19 protein-coding genes are annotated in these 21210 nt (G+C 60.3%); 8 read left to right on the forward strand and 11 right to left on the reverse strand.

Going from position 1 to position 21210, the window contains the following annotated elements; all coding sequences use genetic code 11:
* Position 1: 1 nt before the first annotated feature.
* From B5E43_RS03105 to aspS, 10 genes are all read right to left on the reverse strand, one after another.
* On the reverse strand, positions 2-1486 hold the full coding sequence (locus B5E43_RS03105; RefSeq protein ID WP_087393523.1) for a UDP-N-acetylmuramoyl-L-alanyl-D-glutamate--2,6-diaminopimelate ligase: 1485 nt from the start codon (positions 1484-1486) through the stop codon (positions 2-4).
* 343 nt (positions 1487-1829) lie between these two features.
* Positions 1830-4274, reverse strand: coding sequence for a penicillin-binding transpeptidase domain-containing protein (locus B5E43_RS03110; protein ID WP_087393525.1), 2445 nt, complete (start codon positions 4272-4274; stop codon positions 1830-1832).
* Positions 4275-4378: 104 nt separating this feature from the next.
* Positions 4379-4936: a hypothetical protein gene (locus B5E43_RS03115; protein ID WP_087393528.1), complete on the reverse strand. Its 558-nt coding sequence runs from the start codon at positions 4934-4936 to the stop codon at positions 4379-4381.
* Positions 4937-4988: 52 nt separating this feature from the next.
* A complete protein-coding gene (gene rsmH, locus B5E43_RS03120) occupies positions 4989-5927 on the reverse strand; it encodes a 16S rRNA (cytosine(1402)-N(4))-methyltransferase RsmH (RefSeq protein ID WP_087393530.1) in 939 nt (312 codons plus the stop codon).
* A gap of 4 nt (positions 5928-5931) precedes the next feature.
* Entirely contained in the window at positions 5932-6345 is a 414-nt protein-coding gene (gene mraZ / locus B5E43_RS03125; RefSeq protein WP_087393531.1) for a division/cell wall cluster transcriptional repressor MraZ, read from the reverse strand.
* A gap of 314 nt (positions 6346-6659) precedes the next feature.
* Positions 6660-8177, reverse strand: a complete 1518-nt coding sequence (locus B5E43_RS03130; RefSeq protein WP_087393533.1) for a 4Fe-4S dicluster domain-containing protein — start codon at positions 8175-8177, stop codon at positions 6660-6662.
* Positions 8178-8364: 187 nt separating this feature from the next.
* A complete protein-coding gene (gatB, locus tag B5E43_RS03135) occupies positions 8365-9789 on the reverse strand; it encodes an Asp-tRNA(Asn)/Glu-tRNA(Gln) amidotransferase subunit GatB (protein WP_087393535.1) in 1425 nt (474 codons plus the stop codon).
* A gap of 1 nt (position 9790) precedes the next feature.
* On the reverse strand, positions 9791-11260 hold the full coding sequence (gene gatA, locus B5E43_RS03140; RefSeq protein WP_087393537.1) for an Asp-tRNA(Asn)/Glu-tRNA(Gln) amidotransferase subunit GatA: 1470 nt from the start codon (positions 11258-11260) through the stop codon (positions 9791-9793).
* A 13-nt stretch (positions 11261-11273) separates the two neighbouring features.
* Positions 11274-11561: an Asp-tRNA(Asn)/Glu-tRNA(Gln) amidotransferase subunit GatC gene (gene gatC, locus B5E43_RS03145; protein ID WP_087393539.1), complete on the reverse strand. Its 288-nt coding sequence runs from the start codon at positions 11559-11561 to the stop codon at positions 11274-11276.
* An 18-nt stretch (positions 11562-11579) separates the two neighbouring features.
* The gene (aspS, locus tag B5E43_RS03150; protein ID WP_087393541.1) at positions 11580-12899 is read right to left on the reverse strand and encodes an aspartate--tRNA(Asn) ligase; all 1320 of its coding nucleotides are present in this window, start codon (positions 12897-12899) and stop codon (positions 11580-11582) included.
* 451 nt (positions 12900-13350) lie between these two features.
* Between aspS and B5E43_RS03155 the strand changes: the two genes are divergently transcribed.
* The 5 genes from B5E43_RS03155 to B5E43_RS03175 all read left to right on the forward strand — a co-directional run bounded on the left by B5E43_RS03155 (position 13351) and on the right by B5E43_RS03175 (position 17694).
* A complete protein-coding gene (locus B5E43_RS03155) occupies positions 13351-13920 on the forward strand; it encodes a uracil-DNA glycosylase (protein WP_087393542.1) in 570 nt (189 codons plus the stop codon).
* A 192-nt stretch (positions 13921-14112) separates the two neighbouring features.
* The gene (locus B5E43_RS03160; RefSeq protein ID WP_158098946.1) at positions 14113-14673 is read left to right on the forward strand and encodes a sigma-70 family RNA polymerase sigma factor; all 561 of its coding nucleotides are present in this window, start codon (positions 14113-14115) and stop codon (positions 14671-14673) included.
* Positions 14654-16084, forward strand: coding sequence for a copper amine oxidase N-terminal domain-containing protein (locus B5E43_RS03165; RefSeq protein WP_087393546.1), 1431 nt, complete (start codon positions 14654-14656; stop codon positions 16082-16084). Before B5E43_RS03160 ends, B5E43_RS03165 begins: the two co-directional genes overlap by 20 nt.
* Positions 16085-16178: 94 nt before the next feature.
* Positions 16179-17192: a cobalamin-dependent protein gene (locus B5E43_RS03170; RefSeq protein ID WP_158098947.1), complete on the forward strand. Its 1014-nt coding sequence runs from the start codon at positions 16179-16181 to the stop codon at positions 17190-17192.
* Complete coding sequence (locus B5E43_RS03175) at positions 17131-17694, forward strand: radical SAM protein (protein WP_143382934.1); 564 nt, start codon at positions 17131-17133, stop codon at positions 17692-17694. The genes B5E43_RS03170 and B5E43_RS03175 overlap by 62 nt, the downstream gene beginning before the upstream one ends.
* A gap of 71 nt (positions 17695-17765) precedes the next feature.
* Here B5E43_RS03175 and B5E43_RS03180 read toward each other — a convergent pair whose 3' ends face one another.
* Positions 17766-18317 carry a phosphatase PAP2 family protein gene (locus tag B5E43_RS03180; protein WP_242964686.1) on the reverse strand — a complete coding sequence of 184 codons (552 nt, stop codon included), beginning with the start codon at positions 18315-18317 and terminating at the stop codon, positions 17766-17768.
* A gap of 204 nt (positions 18318-18521) precedes the next feature.
* On the opposite strand from B5E43_RS03180, the gene B5E43_RS03185 reads away from it, so the two are divergent.
* The 3 genes from B5E43_RS03185 to purC all read left to right on the forward strand — a co-directional run bounded on the left by B5E43_RS03185 (position 18522) and on the right by purC (position 21180).
* Entirely contained in the window at positions 18522-19601 is a 1080-nt protein-coding gene (locus tag B5E43_RS03185) for a glycosyltransferase (protein ID WP_242964687.1), read from the forward strand.
* Positions 19602-19905: 304 nt separating this feature from the next.
* Positions 19906-20400 (forward strand): 5-(carboxyamino)imidazole ribonucleotide mutase, encoded by a 495-nt coding sequence (gene purE / locus B5E43_RS03190; protein WP_087393556.1) that lies wholly within the window; start codon positions 19906-19908, stop codon positions 20398-20400.
* A gap of 69 nt (positions 20401-20469) precedes the next feature.
* Entirely contained in the window at positions 20470-21180 is a 711-nt protein-coding gene (purC, locus tag B5E43_RS03195) for a phosphoribosylaminoimidazolesuccinocarboxamide synthase (protein WP_087393559.1), read from the forward strand.
* The last annotated feature ends 30 nt before the right edge of the window (positions 21181-21210 follow it).

A 21210-nucleotide genomic window follows, 5' to 3' on the forward strand; every position in this document is an offset into this window, starting at 1 on the left:
ATTATACTACACCGACCGGAATATTTCCAGTCCTTTCTTGTCGCTCCCGGCTCCGGAACCACTGGTCCACAACCTCCCGCTCGTCCAGGGGATAACACACCCCCTGGATCTCCTGGTAGGTCTCATGTCCCTTTCCCGCCAGGACGATCACATCCCCCGGCTGGCCCTGTTCCAGAGCCCAGCCAATGGCTGCCCGGCGGTCCGGCTCCACATGGACCGGCATTTCTGGCTCCATCCCTTTTAAAATATCCGCTATGATGGCCTCCGGGTCCTCGGTACGGGGGTTGTCGGAGGTGACCACCACCACATCAGCCAGTTCCTGAGCGATGCTGCCCATAATGGGACGCTTGGTCTTATCCCGGTCTCCCCCACAGCCAAACAGGCAGATCAGCCGCCCAGCTGTAAAATCCCGGGCAGTCATTAAGATATTTTCCAAGGCATTGGGGCTGTGGGCGTAGTCAATGATCACTGTATAGGCCCGGGGAACCGGGACCACCTCCACCCTGCCCTTCACTCCGTGGACACAGCGCAGAGAGGCTGCCATATCTCCCAGATCCAGCCCCAGGCACAGCCCTGCCGACAGAGCTGCCAGCGCATTATAGATGGAGAACCCTCCGGGGATGGGCAGGTGCACCCGGGTAATATGCCCCAGCGTCACCGCCTCAAACTCCACATGGCTGGGAAACAGGCGAATATTTCGAGCGGTCAAATCCGCCTGCGCCCGGTTCTCCGAATAGGTGAACACCGGACACCCTACCCGCTCCCGATACCACCGGCCAGCCTCATCATCCAAATTCAAAATGGCCTGCCGGCACTGGTCAAAGAGGATTCCCTTGGCTTGGCGGTACTCCTCCATGGTTTTATGGTAGTCCAGGTGATCCTGGGTCAGATTGGTAAAAATTCCGATCTGAAACGTCAGCCCCGCTGTGCGGTGCTGAACCAAAGCGTGGGAGGAGGCCTCCATCACCACATGGCTGCAACCCTCGTCCGCCATATGCCGCAGCAACTGCTGCAGCTCATAGCTCTCCGGCGTTGTCCGGTGGGCCGGCAATTCCTCCCGTCCTACCATGTTTCGGTTGGTTCCAATCAGCCCCACCTTTGCACCCAAGGTGCTTTCCAGCATCTCCTTGATGAGGTTTGTGGTGGTGGTCTTTCCGTTGGTTCCGGTGACGGCAAGCAAGGTCATACCATCTCCCGGATGGCCAAACCAATGGCAGGACACCAGCGCCAAGGCCAGGCGTGTATCTCGTGTCACCAGATATGGGCCGGGCTGGGCAGGCGGGACCTGGCACAGCACCGCCGCCGCCCCCCGCTCCAGCGCTTGGGCGATATAGCGGTGGCCATCGGTCTTGTCGCCGGGCAGGGCCACAAACAACGCACCGGGCTCCAAGGTCCGGCTGTCATAGGATATGGAAGAAATTTCCATATCCAGGTTAGGTGTCTCCCCCATGAGGGGGACGCCGTCCAAAAGGCTGCGTAATTTCATGGTGTCACCCCTCATGGGTGAGTTTCATTCTATCTAAGAAGCGCGAAGGCGTTGCGAACAGCGAGCCTGGACCGAAGCGAGGGATACAAACCAAGCGGCCCACAGGGCAGCTGTTTGTGTCCCGAGTCGGAGGGAAGGCGAGCGTTGTGAGCAGCCGCAGCGTGACAACGAGAAGCGCGAAGGATAGACGCGCAGGGGAGCTTGGAGTGAAGCGAGAAGGGTAAACCAAGGAGGGCTGAAAGCCCGGATGTTTGCCCTTCGAGTCGCAGCGAAAGCGACCCGGCCGCGCGTCCAATCCGCAGCGTGACAACAAGAAGCGCAAAGGCGTGGGGCTCAGCTCCCATTATCCGGTATTCACCGCTCCGTCTTCAATGACGTTGGAGAACTGCACATCAACCACAGTACCAATTGCGGCCACAGATCCCGCCTCAATTTCCTGGCCGGAGGCGGTAGTGGTGTTTCCGTAGTAGGTGGACACGCCGGAGGCCCGCATGAAGAACCCGGCCTCCTCCAGCTTTTTCTTAGCTGACTCGTAGCTCAGGCCCACCACATTGGGCACTTCTCCGCTCTCCTCGGGAGCGGAGTCACCCAGATAAAGAATCACCGTAGAACCGCCGGGCACCGCAGAGCTGGCCGCAGGCACCTGGCCGGTTACCGCCTCGCCCTCGCCCACCGTACGGTACTTCAGGTTTTTCTTCTCCAGGGCCGATGCAGCATCCTTGACCGCCATGCCGGTGACCTGGGGCGTGAGTACATCCACTGTGGCCGCTTCCGCCTCGGTGTACTGCTTCTCCACCCCCATATAGTCCAGGATCTGGGCAATCAGGGGACCGGCCTTGGGGGCCGCCATATTACCGCCGCTGATGTAGACGCCGGTGGTACACACCTTGGGGTTGGTGGCACTCTCCTGAGGCTTATCAAAGGCGAGCAGCACAATGACCTGAGGGTCGTCGGCTGGAGCGAAGCCCATAAAGGAGACAATGGTACGCCCCTCTTCCTGGGTTTCGGAAGATCCGGTCTTGCCGCCGATGCGGTAACCGGCTACATAAGCATTGTTACCAGTTCCCTCAGAGACCACGCTCTCCAGAATGGCGGTGGCACGCTGGCTGGTCTGCTGACTGACCACCTGGCGCACAATGGTGGGCTCCGTATTTTGAATGACTGTCCCATCCTTTGTGCTTACCGACTGCACCACATAGGGCTGCACCAGCTTTCCTCCGTTGATAACCGCAGAGAAAGCGGTAATCATCTGCAGAGGGGTGACCTCAAAGCGCTGGCCAAAGGAGGCCACGGCCAGGTCCACGTTGGTCATATTCTCGCCCCAGTTAGCGCCCTGTAGGCTGGCCTCACCGGGGAGATCAATACCGGTATTTTCCGTCATTCCGAAGGCCTCGAAGTATTTGTAGAAAGTCTCCACTCCCAGGCGCTGGCCGATCTGAATAAAGGCCGGGTTACAGGAGTGCTGCACCGCCTCGGCCAGGGTCTGGACCCCATGGCCAGGGGCCGTCTTAGAACAATTGATGGGCTTGGAGTAGCCCGGCACCCGGACGGAGCCAGTACAGGTGAAGGTATCGCTCTCGGTGACCAGCCCCTCCTCCAGAGCTGCGGCCAGCACCACCGCTTTGAAGGTGGAGCCCGGTTCGTAGCGGGAGTCAAGGGCCTTGCTGCGCCACTGGGCATTGACCGCATTGTAATAGGCCTGGGTCTGGGCCTTTTCCATCAATTCCGCGTCGGTGAGATTCTCCTTGTTGTCCTTCTTGAGCTGCTGGTAGATGGCCTGGGTATCCTCGTCCATCCCCTCCAGGAGCAATTCATTGATCACCGTGGAGTAGTTATTGGGATCAAAGTCCGGAGAACTGGCAATGGCCAAAATCGCTCCGGTGTTGGGGTCCATCGCAATGCCAAAGGCCCCGTTTTGTACGTCGTAATCCCGGATGCCCTCCTCCAGTGTTTTTTCCACATAGGACTGGATGGTGGCATCAATGGTCAGGGTCAAATCGTAGCCGTCAATGGCATCGATGAACTCGGAGTAGCTGTTATACATCTGGGTGCCCGCCCCGGTCTTGGTGGTGACCACCCGGCCAGCGGTCCCTTCCAGCACATCGTTATACGCCGCCTCAATTCCGTATGCGCCACCCTCGGCGTTGACAAAGCCCAGAGCCTGGGCCGCCAGGCTGGAATAGGGGTAGTAGCGCTTGGTTCCGGACACCAGGTAGAGGTAGTGGGAGGTCTTGTTTTCTACGATGTAGTTGCGGATCGCCTCAGCGTCCTCCTCCTCAATTTTCGTTTTGATCTCCTTATAGGCATAGTCTACATCCCGCACCTGCTTCTCCAGACGCTCTTCATCCAGGTCGGGAATCAGGGCCATCAGATCCCGGATCAGCTTATCCTGCTCCGCTTCAATGGCCGCCTGGCGGGCCTGGGTGTTGGTAGTGCCATCCTCATTTTTATAGTCCTTTTCCGGCACCTTGTCTTGCACCAGGTCCCGTGGAGACAGAATCAGGCTGTATACTGTAGCCGACATGGCCAGCACATTTCCATTCCGGTCATAGATATCTCCCCGGGAGGCCGAAACAGACAGGTCCAGGGTCTGCTGCTGGGTGGCCTTTTGCTGATATTCATCGTGGTGGACAATGGCGATATCCCACAGCTTCCAAAACAGCGGAACAAAGAGCATGATCCCGCAGATCAGCATGAGGCTGACGGTACGGCGAAAAATCACTCGTTTTGACCGGCTGCTTCGGGCCTGCATATTTGGTTCCCGCTCCCGTTCCTGTCGTTGCCGCATAGGTTCCTCCTCTTGGCGGTAGAAGGGCGCAAGAAATTCTCTTTCTTGCGCCCTTTGTCCTGTCGTGGATTTCAATGTCTCATCGTTTTTACTATATGGTCCGCTCAGCGGAAATATTCAATCACTTCACCAATGGCGGCACCGATTTCTTTCAGGGCTCCAATCACTCCGCCATCTGTCTCCTCGCCGTAGACCACCACCGTATCAGGCTCAGACAGGTCAATATATACCACCTGGTCGCTGGTGGGCCGGGTCATAGTGTCCCCCAGAGACTCCTGGATGGTGGTCAAATCAAACACCTTCTCGTACTGGGCGGACAAGGTGGCGCTCTCCTTTTCCAATGTGGCCATCTCACTGCGCAGGGAGACCATTTCTCCACTCAAAACAGTGTACTGCACATAGCTCAGCAGCAGCAGCGCCGCAAAAATAGCCACCGCCACAAATCCTACCACGGCAAAGGGGGCCACCTGGCCGGCCTCCCGGACCTGGACCTGAGTACGGGTCAGGGCGTGGCGGCGTACCCGCTCTCTGTGTCTGGGTTGGGGGCGCTGAAGTTCCTGCTCTCTGCGGGGAACGGCCACGGCGGCCCCGTCATAGGCCGGGGCATAGGCTACACTGCCATAGGTGTTGTATGCGGTTGCGTTGCGTCGGCGAGAGGCCATGGCGCGTTCACTCCATTTCTCTTCGGTATTTCTCCCTCAAAAGCCGGACTTCCTACAGCTTTTCCGCCACCCGCAGCTTTGCGCTTCGGGCTCTGGGATTCTCCTGCAGCTCCTGCTCACTGGGCAGAGTCGGCTTTCGATTGACCAGCCGCACCTGAGGCTTCCGTCCGCACACACAAACGGGGAAGTCCGGTGGGCAAATGCATCCCTTTGCAAATTCACTCAGACTGTTTTTTACAATTCGGTCCTCCAGGGAGTGGAAGGTGATAACGGCCAGCCTTCCCCCCGGATTCAGTTTGGGCACCGCATGCTGGAGCATCCGCTCCACGCTGGCCAGCTCATCATTTACTGCGATGCGGATGGCCTGAAAGCTCCGCTTGGCCGGGTGCTGCTTCTCCCGCAGCGCTTTGGCCGGCATGGCGCTTTTAATGACCTCTACCAGCTCCAAAGTCGTTTCAATGGGCTTGTCCTCCCGGCGGCGGACAATAGCCGCGGCAATTTGAGGGGCACAGCGCTCCTCGCCGTATTGGTACAGGATCCTTCGTAGCTCCTCCTGGCTCCAGGTGTTCACCACGTCGGCGGCAGTCAAGCCCTCATCCCGGTCCATGCGCATGTCCAGGGGAGCGTCCGCCATATAGGAAAATCCACGGGAGCCATCGTCTAACTGGGGCGAGGACACCCCCAGGTCAAAAAGCATACCGTCCACACCAGACAGTCCAAGCCGCTGCACGATCTCCCCCACTCGGTCAAAGTTGCTGTGGATCAGGGTCACCCGATCCATCCAGTCCGCCAGCCGCTCCTGAGCGGCATCCAGCGCCGCCTGGTCCCGGTCCACACAAATGAGCCGACCGGTAGTCAGCCGCCGGGCGATCTCCCGGCTGTGTCCGGCCCGGCCTAACGTACCATCCAGGTAGATTCCTTCCGGACGAATGTTCAGCCCCTGAATGCATTCCTCCAACAGCACCGGCTTGTGGGTAAAATGTTCACTCATCGTCTCAGAACCCCAGTTCTGCCATACAGGCCGCCATTTTTTCCGGTGTCATCTCTTCCTCCTGCTCGTTCCAATTGTCAGCCGACCAGATCTCCGCCCGGTCGTTGACTCCGATGATCACCACGTCCTTGTCCAACCCCGCATAGCGGCGCAGCTTTTGGGGAATAACAATGCGCCCCTGGCTGTCCAGCTCACACCGGGCGGCATTGGCAAACAGGGGACGCATCGTTTTGGATTGACTCATAGGCAGCGAGGCAAACTTTTCGGTGAAGCGGTCCCAGGTGGACTGAGGGTAGATGGCCAAACAGGCGTCCACACCCATGGCCAGGTAAAAGGTCTCACCCAGCTCTACACGGAGCTTGGCGGGGATGAACAACCGGCCCTTTGCGTCGATGCTGTGCTCGTATGTGCCGGTCATCCGCTGCCACCTCTCCTCCACTTCACTTTCTTTTTCAGGGCTTTCACTCCACTTTACCCCACCTTGCTTTCTAGTATAAAAGCTGTTGACATAAAAAGCAAGAGTTTTTTTCGGGAAAAAAAGTAGAAAAAACCGCTGATTTCTTCAAAAATCAGCGGTTTTTTCTGTGAAACATTCGTTCTATTTGGTTTCCAATAATTTCTTATCCAAGCACTCTGCGCAAAATGTGGAATAAACTTCAGGCATATCCACAATATATGGTATCGTCACATTGCATTTTTCCTCTTCGACACCAATATTCTGTTTGCCTCTTCTTACTCCTCCACTTCCTTCAGGCGGGCAGCCACCTTGGAGTCCATGGCGCTCTGGGAGTAGGAGGTTTTCATATACTTGGAGACCTCGGTGGAGCTCTTCTTCGCCGGGGTAATGGTTCCGGCTCCGGCCACACATCCGCCGGGGCAGCCCATCCCTTCCAGCAGGTAGCCGTTGTACTTGCCGGCCTTGGCCATCATCAGCATCTTCCGGCACTCCCGCAGGCCGTCGGCATGCTCCACCAGCACCTCCCGGTCCGGGTCAATTTTAGAAATAGCCTCTTTCACGGCCGCAGCCACGCCGCCGGTCACCGCAAAGCCGCGGCCCGCGCCGGTGGCGTTGATGAAATCGTCCTCCGGATGGCCGGGCATCTTGCTGGGGTCCACGCCCTTGGCATCGAAGACGCCCTGCATCTCCTCAAAAGTGAGCACAAAGTCCACATCGCTGCGGATGGTACGGCGGGATGCCTCCAGCTTCTTGGCCGCGCAGGGGCCAATGAAGACCACCCGGGCGTCGGGGTTGTCCTTTTTGATGAGACGGGCGGTGAGCACCATGGGGGTTAAAGCCATGGAGATGTTGTCCTTAAACTGGGGGAAGAGTTTCTTGGCCATCACCGACCAGGAGGGGCAGCAGGAAGTGGCCAGGAAGGGCAGCTCGTCGGGGACCTTCTCCAAAAAGTCCTTGGCCTCCTCAATGGTACACAGGTCGGCGCCTACCGCCACCTCTTTCACGTCATGGAAGCCAACCTGGAGCATAGCCTCCTTCACCTGGGCGGCAGAGACATTCTCACCAAACTGGGTGACGAAGGCAGGGGCTACAGCGGCAATGACCTTGTCCCCCTTCTTAATGGCCTGGATCATCTGGAAGATCTGGCTCTTGTCGGCAATGGCGCCGAAGGGGCAATTCACCAGACACATACCGCAGGAGACGCACTTGTCGTAGTCGATCTTGGCCCGGCCCAGCTCGTCAGAGCCGATGGCATCCATGCCGCAGGCCTCGGCGCAGGGCCGCTCAAACTTGATGATGGCGTTGTAGGGGCACTCATCCACACACTTGCCGCACTTGATGCACTTCTCCTGGTCAATGACGCTCTTACCCTGGACAATGTGGATGGCGTCCTTGGGGCAGACCTCCCGGCAGGGGTGGGCCAGACAGCCCTGGCACATGTTGCTCACCCGCACCTGCTTGGGGGGACAGGCGTTGCAGGCGAAGGAGATAATGTTGATCAGGGGGGGCTCATAGTATTTCTCGGCCACCACGCTCTCCTCAATGGAGGCACTGGTGGGGGCGTACTCACTCAGATCCCGCAGAGGAAGACCAATCGCCAGGCGCAGACGCTCACTGACAATGGCACGCTCCACGATGATATTCTGGCGGTAGCGGGCCACCTCACCGGGAACAATCTTATGGGGCAGACTGCGGATCGTCTCTGCATAGTTTCCGCCCTCAAAACTCATCCGGGCTACCTCAGTAAATACCTTACGGCGAATATCATTGACAACGGTATGAACTCCTCGCATCTGGATATCCTCCTTCATCTGTTCTGTTGTCCTGATGATACCACAGCCAGCCAGGTTTTGGCAATTGCCCGAACCCACAAGGCCGGTATTTTTTTGCAGGAAAAATTGTAATATTTACAAAAGCTTCCCGATAGCGCCCCATTTTATACCGCCCATCCCCCGCCTTTTTGCATAAGCAATGTCATTTTTAAAGTTTGGAGCGAATGGCTTCCCGCACTGCTCCCGGGTCTGCTTTCCCCTGAAGGCGACCCATCACCTGCCCCATGAGAAAGCCCATTACCTTTCCGTTTCCCGCCCTAAGCTGCTCCACGGCCTGGGGCTGCGCCCGGAAGACCTCCTCCACCGTCCGTTCCACCAGGGCTGGATCACTGACCTGTTCCAGGCCGTGGGTGCAGACATACTCCTTCACATCCATATTTTCGGGGAAAATGGCCCGGAACACCTTAGTGGCGGTGTTGCGGTTGATCTTGCCCGCCTCCACCAGGGCGATAAGAGCTGCCAGGTTGGCGGGGGTGAGCTTCATCTCCTTGGGCTCCTGGCCCTCCTCCTTTAACCGGCGCATCATCTCCCCCAGCATCCAGTTGGCCGCCTCCTTGGGGGGCGCCCCCAGAGCCACCGTCTCCTCGAAGAAGTCCACCAGGGCCTTTTGTCCGGTGATCAGGGCGGCGTCCTGCTCGGGCAGGCCGTACTCCGCCTGATAGCGGGCCCGCCGGGCGTGGGCCATCTCCGGCTGCTGCTGCCGCAGCCCCTCCAGATACTCCTCCGACAGCTCCAGCGGGGGCAGGTCGGGCTCAGGGAAGTAGCGGTAGTCCTGGGTGTCCTCCTTGGAGCGCATGGAGAAGGTGGCGTCCTTGTTGTCGTCCCACCTCCGGGTCTCCTGGACCACAGGCTTGCCCTCCTCCAGACGCTCGATCTGCCGCTTCGTCTCATAGTCGATGGCCCGGAGGATGGCTTTAAAGGAGTTGAGGTTCTTCATCTCCGTCCGGGTGCCCAGGGTCTGGGACCCCGCAGGCCGGACGGACAGGTTTACATCGCACCGCAGAGAGCCCTCCTGCATCTTGCAGTCGGACACCCCCAAATACTCCAGGGTGGATTTGAGGGTCTCCAGGTAGGCGATGACCTCAGTTCCGGAGCGGAAGTCAGGCTCGGTGACGATCTCGATGAGGGGGACCCCGCAGCGGTTGTAGTCGCACCGGGTCTGGTCCAGCCAGGGGTCGTGGACCAGCTTGCCCGCGTCCTCCTCCATGTGCAGCTCATGGATACGGATCTCCTTCTCCCCGTCCTCGGTGGAGATGGCCACCCGGCCGTTGCGGGCGATGGGCAGGTAGAGCTGGGAGACCTGGTAGGCCTTGGGCAGATCGGGATAGAAGTAGTTCTTTCGGTCGAAGCGGTTGCGGCGGGTGATCTCGCAGTTCAGAGCCAGGCCCGCCCTGGCGGCAAACTCCACCACCTTTTTATTTACCACCGGCAGGGTGCCCGGCATCCCCATGCACACGGGGCAGCAGTGGGTGTTGGGGGCCCCGCCGAAGGCGGTGGTGCAGGAGCAGAAAATTTTCGTCTTGGTGGCCAGCTCCACGTGGGTCTCCAGACCGATGACAGTTTCCCAGGTCATGTCAACCTACCTCCTTTTCCCAGGGGGAACGTTTATGGTAATCGGTGTCCAGCTGGAAGGCGTGGGCCGCCCCCAGCACCTTGGCCTCCCCCAGGGCCGGGCCGATGAGCTGGCAGCCGATGGGCAGCCCCGCCCCGTCAAAGCCGCAGGGCATGGACAGCCCGGGCAGCCCGGCCAGGTTTACGGAAACCGTGTAGATATCGCTCAAATACATTTGCAAAGGATCGGAAAGGCTCTCCCCCAATCTGGGTGCGGTGGTGGGGGCCACCGGGGTGAGCAGCAGGTCGCAGGTCTGGAAGGCGGACCGGAAGGCCTCCCGGATGACCTCCTTAGCCTGGAGGGCCTTTTTATAGTAGGCGTCGTAGTAGCCTGAGGAGAGGACGAAGGTGCCCAGCAGGATACGCCGCTTCACCTCGCTGCCGAAGCCCTGGGTGCGGGTCTTGCAGTACAGGTCGGTGAGGTCGTCGTAACCCTCCGTCCGCCAGCCGTACTTCACTCCGTCAAACCGGGAGAGGTTGGAGGAGGCCTCGGCAGCGGCGATCATATAATAGGTAGGAATCACATAGTCCATCACCGGGAAGTCCAGCTCCACCAGCTCCGCTCCCCGGTCCTTGAGCACCTGGGCCGCTCCGCGGACCGCCCTCTCCACCTGAGCGTCCAGGCCGGAGCCGAAACACTGGGCGGGCAGGCCGATCTTCATCCCCTTCACATCTCCGGTGAGGGAGGCCAGCAGCCCGCCCGCCGGAGCGTCCAGGCTGGTGCTGTCCCGGCTGTCCTTGCCCTGGATGGCGTCCAAAATGGCGGCGCAGTCGGCGGCGGTGCGGCCCAGAGGGCCGATCTGGTCCAGGGAGGAGGCATAGGCGATGAGTCCGTAGCGGGAAACGGTGCCGTAGGTGGGCTTGATGCCGGTGACCCCGCAGTAGGAGGCGGGCTGGCGGATGGAGCCCCCCGTGTCGGAGCCCAGAGCGTACCAGCATTCCCGCCCCGCCACAGCGGCGGCCGCTCCCCCGGAAGAGCCCCCGGGCACCCGCTGACGGTCCCAGGGGTTGCGGGTGGGGCCGTAGTAGGAGGTCTCGGTGGTGGAGCCCATGGCAAACTCATCCATGTTCACCTTGCCCAGGCACACCGCCCCCGCCGCCTCCAGGCGTTGGGCCGCCGTGGCCTGGTAGGGTGGGGCGAAGTCACCCAGAATATTGGAAGCGCAGGTGGTTTTCACCCCCTGGGTGCAGATGTTGTCCTTCAGTGCCATGGGCACCCCGTAGAGAAGGCTTTTAGCCTCCTTCACCCCGGCCTGGAGGGCGTCTGCTCGCTCCAGGGCCCGGTCCGCCGTCTGGGTGATGAAGCAGTTCAGCTCCCCCTCTCGCTCCTCTATGGCCGCCAGAGCGGTCTGGGTGGCCTCCCGGATAGACACCTCTCCCGTTTGGATGGCCGCTCCCAGCTCCAGGGCGGTCAGCTTCAGCAGTTCTTTCATATTCTCCCCCTCCTCACTCTACCGCCTTGGGCACCAAAAAAGTCTCCCCGTCGCTGGCCGGGGCGTTGCGCAGCAGCTCCTCCCGGTCCTGGGAGGGAATCACCTCGTCCTCCCGCAGCACGTTTTTTAAGGAACCGCTTTCCGCCAAGGATTCCGCCCCGCTGGTATCCAGTTTCTTCAACACATCCATATACCCCAAAATCTGCTCCAGCTCCCCGGTCATCTTCTCCTGCTCCTCCCGGGGCAGGCGCAGACGGGACAGAGCTGCCAGTCGCTCCACCAATTCTTTCGTTACCATCATCTCGACCACTCCTCTCTCTTACGGCTCCAGGCGGCTGCGGTCCCGGGGGAACAGGCAGGCGCTGCGCACGTTGTCCAGTCCGCACAGCCGGGCGGTGAGCCGCTCCAGGCCGATGCCCAGCCCGCCGTGGGGGGGCATGCCGTGCTTATGAATCATCAGGTAGCTGGTAAACTCCTCCACATCCATCCCCCGGGCCTTCATCTTGTCCACCTGGGCCTGGTAGTCGTGGATGCGCTGGCCGCCCGTGGTCACCTCCATGCCCCGGAACAGCAGGTCGAAGGAGAGGGTGTACCGGGGATCTTCCGGGTCGTCCATGGCGTAGAAGGGGCGCTTCTTGGAGGGGTAGTGGGTGACGAAGACGAAGTCGGAGCCGTACTCCTCCTGGAAATACCGGCCGATGTTGGCCTCCTCCTCCGGCTCCAGGTCGAAGGGGTCCCGGATGGGACGGCCGTACTTCTCCGAGGCCAGGCGCTTGGCCTCCTCAAAGGAGACGGCGGGGATGCTGTCCACCCGGGGCAGTTTTACCCCCAGCCGCTCCAGATCCGCGGCGTACTCCCGGCCCAGCAGGTCCATGGCGTAGCGGAGGAAGCCCGTCTCCATCTCCATCACGTCCCGGAAGGACTGGATATAGCCCATCTCAAAGTCCAGGGAGGTGTACTCGTTCAAGTGCCGCTGGGTGGCGTGCTTCTCCGCCCGGAACACCGGGGCCACCTCAAACACCCGCTCAAAAACCCCCACCATGGTCTGCTTATAAAACTGGGGTGACTGGGCCAGAAAGGCTTTTTTGCCAAAATAGTCCAGACGGAAGATGTTACTGCCTCCCTCCGCCCCGGCGTGGACGATCTTGGGGGTGTGGATCTCGGTAAAGCCCTCCCGGGTCAGGTACTCCCGAAACGCCCGGGACAGCCCCTCCTGGATTTTGAACACCGACCGCTCCCGCAGGCTGCGCAACACCACCGGACGCAGGGACAGCTCGGTATCCAGGTTCAGGTTCAGCTTCCGCTTGGCCAGGGGAACGGGCATGGGCTGGGCAGGCTGGGAGAGGATGTCCAGCTCCTCCACCGCCACCTCACAGCCGCCCGGCGCCCGCTCCTCCCGGCGGGGACTGCCGGTGATCTCCACGGTGCACTCCTCAGTCAGCTCGGGGGGCAGCCGGTCGGGGTCGCACACGCACTGCACCGCCCCGTCCCGCAGGCGCAGGGTGAGAAATACAATACCTCCCAGCTTCCGCAGGGCGTGAACCGCCCCGTGGAAGGTAACCGTCTGGCCGTCCAGCGCTCCGGAGGCCAGGTCCTTAGCCCAAACCTGTTTGCTCTGCATACCTGTGATCTGTTCCATCTTGCACAACCTGCCTTTCTGTGTTGCGATACAGGCCCGGAAACGAAAAACGTCCCGGGTCGTATCAAACAAATACGACCCGGGACGAAATCACCGTTTCCATGATTCCGCGGTACCACCCGCGTTGCTCCTCCAACAAGGAACCTCTTTCGAGCCCCGGTAACGTGGGGAGGACGGACGGCCCTCAAGAGATCCTTCGAACCGTCAGCTCAGAAGTGTTGCGCATCCCTGTCTTTCCCAACCAGGCTTTCAGCACAGTGGCCCGGTCTCTCTGTTGGACGCCGTAGGGAGCGGTCTTCGTCGGCGCTTTTGAATTATTATGGGCGCATTATAAAACGGCCATTCCAATTTGTCAAGAAAAAATTTTCTCTCTTTTCCCAACGGGCAAGCCATGATATACTGGCTGTAACCACCTTCGGCAAAACCACTGAACGGACAGGAGGACGGACCCATGATGGATTGGTTGGAGCTGGAGCGCGCCTGCCTCAGCTGCCAGAAATGCGCCCTGGCCGACACCCGGCACAACGTAGTCTTCGGCGTAGGCGCACGGGACGCCGAGGTCATGTTCATCGGCGAGGGCCCCGGCGAGAACGAGGATTTACAGGGGGAGCCCTTCGTGGGCCGGGCCGGCAAGTTGCTGGACGACATGCTGGAGCTCATCGACCTGGACCGCACCAAAAACGTATACATCGCCAACATCGTCAAGTGCCGCCCGCCCCAGAACCGGGACCCTCTGAACACCGAGCAGGACGCCTGCATCGGCTACCTGCGCAACCAGGTGGCCCTGATCCGGCCCAAGATCATCGTGTGCCTGGGGCGGATTGCCGCCATGCGCCTGATTAAGCCCGACTTCAAGATCTCCAAGGAGCACGGCCAGTGGTTTGAGAAGGCCGGAGTCCACATGACCGCTATTCTCCATCCCGCCGCCATCCTTCGGGACCCCCGCCGCCGTCCGGAGACTTTTGAGGATCTGAAGAAGCTTCAGGCTAAAATTCGTGAGGTTTGCACCCATACTTACTAAAATTTTTACGTCCCCAGCCCGTTCCGGCCCATTCCCGCCGGGGCGGGCTGGTTTGGTTTTTATTTCCATCCTTTTCCTGATATAAAATTTTCTTTTTCCTGCGACCAGACTCCCGTTTTCAGCGTACCTATGGGCAGAACCAACGGTACCGGCGGTTTCCATCTCGATTTCAGACAGAAAGGAGGAAACTCCTTGGACGAAGCAGCTTTGATCCGTGGCCTCCAGGCCGGGGACCGGCGCGCCCTGGAGGAGGCAGTGGGCCAATATACCCACTACCTTACCGCGGTGGCCGCCCGGGCCATGGCCCCCGCTCCCACCCGGGAGGATTTGGAGGAGGTGGTGTCAGACACCTTCCTGTCCCTGTGGCGGTTCCGGGAAAATCTGGACCCGGAACGCCCCCTGCGCCCCTGGCTGGCCGTGGCCGCCCGCAACCTGGCCGTCAGCCGTCTGCGCAGCCGAAAGGAGACCCAGGACATCCCCGACACCCTCCCTGACCACCGGCCCGGCCCCGAGGAGCTGGCCCAGCGCCAGGCCCTCCACCACCAACTGCGGGACCTGGTGGAGGAGATGAGCGAGCCCGACCGCACCCTGTTTCTACGCTACTACTACGAGGAGGAACCCTTAGGCCAGGTGGCTCAGGATCTGGGTCTGGGCCTGTCCGCCGCTAAGAGCCGGCTGGCCCGGGGGAGAAAACGGCTCAAAGAACTGCTGACCAGGGAAGGAGGCGAACCCTATGCCAAGCCACATCCATGAGCTGTGGGAGGAACTGGACCTGCCGGAGGAATACCCCGAGCTGGACGAAACATCCGTTTTGGCCCGGGTGAACGCCGCTCTGGACGGTGAGTCCCGCCCCAAGGAGACCCATATGAAACGGAAACTGCGTCTTCCCCTTCTGCTTGCCGCCGCCCTGGTCCTGCTCACCGGCACCATGGCTGCCGCCTACCGCACCGGCGTGCTGGAGCTCTTCTTCCAGGGGGACACCAGCCAGCTGGAGCCTTACGTCCAGGAGGCCCTGGACACCGCGGAAAACGAGGACTACCGCCTGCGGGTGGACAGCTGCCTGTACGACGGGCAGAACGTCTACTCTGTTGTCACGGTGGAGGCACTCAACGACCAGGCCACCGAGGATTTGATGAGCAACCGGGTCATTGCCGAAACCCACCGGGAGACGTGGGGGGAGGAGATGGTGGAAGGCCTGATGAAGAGCGGCTCCACCGGCCCGGAGACCTTCCATTGCAATCAGTTTGACTTCTCTCCCGACGGAGGGGGGATTGGGATCCACGACCTGCCCAACCCCGACGATCACAGCCGCTCCTGGCAAATCAGCGTCGAATTTCACTCCTATGTAGGCCCCCAGGAACAACCCCTGGAGTTCTGGGTAAACTTTATGGGCCGAGACTACGCCGTGGACATTCCCCTGCACAACATGGCCCAGCCCATCCACCTGACCCCCAACGAGGAGGTCGTCTACAACCCCTTCACCGGGTACAAGGGTATTTTGCAGGAGTTTATCCTCACTCCCACCTCCTTCTCCATCACCACGGAACCTCTGCAGGAACCGGATAACCTCTACCACATAAGTTGGGCGGATCAGGCCGAGGACTGCTTCTTCCTGCGCATGAAGGACGGCACCGTCCTATCCCGGATGCAGCTGGGCGGCCTCAACGGCCAGTTCGAGACTGTGGTGGATTTGAGCCAGGTGGAGTCCATCATCTACGGCTACACGGAGTTCCCCGCAGACGGCTCCCCCTCCTTCCCCGCCGACCTGCCGGAAACGCTCTACCCTTTCGCCTGTACGGAGATCATCTCCCCGGGAGAGAATTCCTATTTCCGCTTCCCAGTGGAGGAATTGTGCCGGAAGTTAGGAGCGGACTACCAGTGGGACGAGGCCACCCAGACCGCCACGGCCACCTACCGGGGCGTCACCCTCACCTTGACGGCAGGCGAGTACCGCTATCAGGTAAACGGTGAGACGGCAGAGATGCTCTATAAGACCCGGTACGACCCCACAGACCCGGAGTACGAGGAGTTCCCCCAGTACATGTCTCTGGAGGACGGGGTGCTCACCGCGCCGGTCACGCTGCTGGACCACTGGTCCCTGGACTACCCCACCCTGCGAGACGGCCAGGGAGAGCTGAGCGGGCAGATGCTGGTGATCCCATAACCCAATTTCATATCCGTGTTTTACAAGACGGCCCCGGCGTCCCCAGGGACGCCGGGGCTCGTTTCATCTTTTTTACCGGAAAGGACCGATTATTTTGGAGGAAATTCGCCGTTCACGCCCCCTGGTGCGCCCGGTGGTGGTGCTGGTGGCCTTCTACAACAAGAAGGCCCTGGGGGTTCGCTATCTGGAGACCGCCCTGGAGGGGGCGGGGTACGTGGTACATACCATCTTCTACAAGGACTTCAACAGCGTCCACCCCACCCCTACCACCCCCGCGGAGCTGGAGCTGCTGCGGCGGGAGGTAGAGGCGGCCCGGCCGGTGCTGGTGGGGCTGTCGGTGATGAGCTCCATGTATCTGGACACGGTGTACCAGGTGATGGATACCCTGGGTTCCCTACCCTATCCCCTGGTGTGCGGCGGGGCCTACGCCACCATGTTTCCCCAGCCTCTGCTGGAGCGGGGAGCCCGGTTTGTGCTGCGCAGCGACGGGGAGCGGACTATGGTCCGCCTGGCCGACGCCCTGAACCGGGGAAGGGACTGGCGGGACATTCCCTCCCTGTGCTACCTGGAGGCGGGAAATCTTCGCTGCAACCCCATTGGAGACCTGGAGGCCGATGTGGACCAGTACGGCCTGCCCGCCGTATGCTGCCGGGACGCCTGCTTCATCGACCGGGACTCTCTGGTCCGGGGCGATCCCCAGCTGTCCACCCGCAGCTATGAGGTCATCGCCTCCCGGGGCTGTCCCTTCACCTGTTCCTACTGCTGCTGCGTCAACCTGCGCCGCCTGCTGCCCCAGGGAGTGCCCGGGGTACGCACCCGGTCGGTGGACAGCGTCATATCCGAGCTGATGGAGGCCAAAAAGCACTGCAAAAAGCTGGTGTTCGTCCACTTCTACGACGAGATTTTTCCCAACCTCCCCGGCTGGGTGGATGACTTCTGCCTCCAATACCGCAAGCACATCCATCTCCCCTTTACCATTTGGTCCCACCCCAAAATGGTCACCCCCCCAGCTGTTAAACAAGCTGAAATCGGTGGGTCTTACCGAAGTGATCATGGGCATCCAGTCCGGCTCAGAGCGGGTGCGCCGGGAGGTGTTTCACCGCTATGAGTCCCAACAGGATGTGGTGGGAGCCGTCCGGGCCATCCGGGACGCCGGCGTCTGGGGCAGCTTTGACCTGATGCTCCAGCACCCCTTTGAGACCATCGACGATTTGAAGGCCTCCTATACCCTGGTGAAGGAGCTTCCCTCCCCCTATGAGCTACAGCTCCACGGTCTGAACTTCCTCCCCGGCACCGACATCGTGGACATGGCCCTTGACCAGGGGTTATACACGCCCCAGGAGCTGGACGATATTATGTACGCCCCCATGGAGAAGCAGTTCGGGGCCTACTGGCAGCGGGAGGTCTCCCCTGAGAGCCAGGCCTGGTACGAGATGATCTACTGCTGGCAGTTTCCCCTGCTCCGCCCCCGGCTGCGCCGGTGGGAAGGGGACCCCCTGGCCCACGCCCCTGACCTCCACCGCTGCTACGCCCTGGCCCAGCGTCTGGCCCGGCTGCGGTATCTCCGAAAAAAGGGCGGCGTGGTCCTGCTGCGGATGCGAATGGCCTAAGAAACAAAAAAACAGCCCCCGGCGCAAACAGCTGCGTCGGGGGCTGTTTTTATCAATTTACGTCCGCCGCGCTACACCGAAACCGGTCCCCAGCGCAGCAGATAGATCCTCCATACCGTCCAGGCACAGCTGGAGCCTACCAGCGCACCGGCCAGCACATCGGAGGGATAATGGACCCCTACATACAGGCGGGACAGTCCCATCAGGAAGGCCATACACATCACCAAAGCCTTTGTCCCAATCCAGGTCTCCGGCAGCGCCCGCCAGAAAATCATAGCGGTTGCGAAAGCTGCACAGGTATGGCCGGAGGGGAAGGAATGGGGGTCTGGCTCCTCAATGAGCGGGATCAGGCCCGCCACATCCAGCCACGGCCGATCCCGTGCTACCAGGGGCTTGAGAATCAGATTCGTACAAACCAGCCCCAGCAGCATGGCCACCAGAGCCAGCACACCCGCTTTCCGGGTGGGTTTAAAGCACAGCATCCCAGCTGAGAGCACAATCCAGACCATACCTGCGTTTCCCAGGGAGGTATACGCCTGCATCAGCGGGTCCAGCGTACTGCTGCGCACCTCTTGAATGGCCAATAAAATGGCGCTGTCCAAATTTTGGAGTATTCCAATCAAGTTTTTCCGCCCTCCCATCCTTGACCAGGTCATTTTTGCCATTTATAATACAAATAAAAGGCCCTCGCCTCGGATTTTATTATACTGGGATTTCTGCCCCCACGCAAGGCAGATTCCTTTGATTTAATAAAACTTAAACGAAATCTTCATACTTTCGCCACAATTTCTCCGTTCTTTTACCACTTCTTTAGGAGGCCTCCCGATGTGAAGCAAATCCTCTGTCTGTCCAATGAACCCTGGAGTTCCTCCCCAGGCCGGACCCAGCAACTGATTGCCCGGCTTAAGGATACCCAGATTCTCTATTTTTCCCCCTTTGCCGGCCGAAATGACCGTTTTGCCGGACCAAAGGGCCGTCAGGTGCGTCCCAATGTGACCGCCTATTCCCTGCCCCCCCTGCCTTTGCACCTGCAGGAGCGGTACGGTGCCCTGTTCCGTCTGGAGCGGCGGCGTCTGGGCCGCTTTGTGGCTGACCGGGCCGCCCGCCACCGCTTCCGGGAGCCCCTGCTCTGGACCACGAATCCCGAGCATGTACATCTGCTGGATGACCTGGACTACGGCGGTTTGGTCTACGACTGCGACCGGGACTGGGAGGACCTGCCTCCGGCCTGGGAGGGCAGCCTGGCCCAGGCGGCCGACGTAGTCTTCGCCGCCTCCCCCCTGCTCAAGCAGCGACTGGCCCCCTGCAGCTCCAACATCGCCCTGCTGCCCAATGGGGTCAATTTTCCTCTCTTCTCTTCACCGGACTCCTCTCCCCGCCCCCGAACCCATGGGCCGGTATTGGGCTGGGAGGGCACCATCTGGGAGGATTTGGACCTGGAGCCCCTTCTGTATGCCGCCCGGATGCGGCCCGACTGGACCTTCCTATTGGTGGGACGGCAGGAGGACAACCCCCTTCTTCCTCGGCTTCGCCGTTTGGAAAATGTGATTCTGGCCGGTCCAAAGCCTCTGTCCGAGCTGCCGGAGTGGCTTCACCGCTGCGACGTCTTTCTCAATTTTGTCCGGGAGGACCGCCCCTATGAGGATGTGGTGGCTTCCCGCCTCTACGAATACCTCTCCACCGGCAAGCCGGTGGTCTCCATGCTCTGGCCCGACCAGGTGGAGCGCTTCCCCGATGTGGTCTATGCCGCTTATGACGATCAGGAGTTTCTTACCCTGTGCCAGCACGCTCTGACAGAGGCCCCCGGCTTTGTCTCCCAGCGCCGCCGTTCCCATGCCGCCGCCGCGGCCTGGCCCCGACGGGCTGCCGAGGTAGCCCGCATCCTGGGCATGGCCGGACTGCTCTGACCCTCTTCCCAGGGAACGCCAACTTTTCTTCCCATTTTCTCCTCATTCCTTGTACAAGCCTACGAAAATCCGGCTTCCCCTTGCAAACCACGACAGTTTTCGTTAAAATTGAAACCTAATCAATTGATACCGCCATTTTGGACGTAGGGAGGTTCTGTTATGGCTGGCTCGCATCTGCTTTGTCTGTCCGGTCGCTTTATCTGCTTCCAGGGCCCCAACATGTCCAAATCCTACGGTTCGTAACACAACAGGCTATCTGTACACCACAGATAGCCTGAACTTTTTCACCAAAGGAGAGATTTCTATGAAAAAGGTCGCCGTCATCATGGGTTCCGACTCCGATTGGCCGGTGGTCAAGGGCGCCTGCTCCCAGCTGGACGCCTTCGGCATCCCCTATGAGGCCCACATTCTCAGCGCCCACCGCACCCCCGCTGCCGCCGCCGATTTCGCTAAGAACGCCCGGAAAAACGGCTTTGGCGTGCTCATCTGTGCCGCTGGTATGGCCGCCCATCTGGCCGGTGCCTTTGCCGGAAACTCCACCCTGCCGGTCATTGGCATCCCCATGAAGGGCGGCGCCATGGACGGTCTGGACGCCCTGCTGGCTACCGTTCAGATGCCCAGCGGCATCCCCGTGGCCACCGTGGCCATCAACGGAGCGAAAAACGCCGCCGTCCTGGCCGCCCAGATCCTGGCCGTGGCCGACGACGGCCTGGCCGCCAAGCTGGACCAGGCCCGGGCCGACATGGCCGACCAGATCGCCGCCAAGGAGCAGAAGCTGCAAGCCGAACTCCAGGGCTGAGCCAGTTTTCAGGTTTATTTCTTCTCTCACTACTTTTTGTAATATTTATTTTGAAAGGGAGTATTTCGGATGAACAAGAAGGAACAGCTGTACGAGGGCAAAGCCAAAAAGGTATTCGCCACCGAGGACCCCAATGTTGTGATTGTCTCCTATAAAGACGACGCCACCGCCTTTGACGGCCTGAAGAAGGGCACCATCACCGGCAAGGGCGCCATCAACAACCAGATGACCAACTTCCTCATGCAGCAGCTGGAGAAGGCCGGCGTGCCCACCCACTTTGTGGAGGAGCTCAGCGAGCGGGAGACCGCCGTGAAGAAGGTCACCATCGTTCCCCTGGAGGTCATTATCCGCAACCTCTCCGCCGGCTCCTTCGCCAAGCGCTACGGCGTGGAGGAGGGCATCGTCTTTGACGAGCCCACCATCGAGTTCTCCTACAAGAATGACGATCTCCACGACCCCCTCATCAACGACTACCACGCCGTGGCCCTGAAGCTGGCCACCTGGGACGAGATCGCCACCATCAAGAAGTACGCCTTCCAGGTCAACGACTTCCTGAAAAAGACCCTGGCCGAGTGCGGCGTGACCCTGGTGGACTTCAAGCTGGAGTTCGGCAAGACCGCTGACGGACAGATCGTCCTGGCCGACGAGATCAGCCCCGACACCTGCCGTTTCTGGGACTCCAAGACCGGAGAGAAGCTGGACAAGGACCGTTTCCGCCGGGATCTGGGCAATGTAGAGGGGGCTTATCAGGAGATGAGCCGCCGTCTGATGGGCAAGTAAGCCCACTTCCACCCCAACCACCATCGACAA

It is taken from the genome of Flavonifractor sp. An100 (assembly GCF_002161175.1).
GTDB lineage: Bacteria > Bacillota > Clostridia > Oscillospirales > Oscillospiraceae > Lawsonibacter.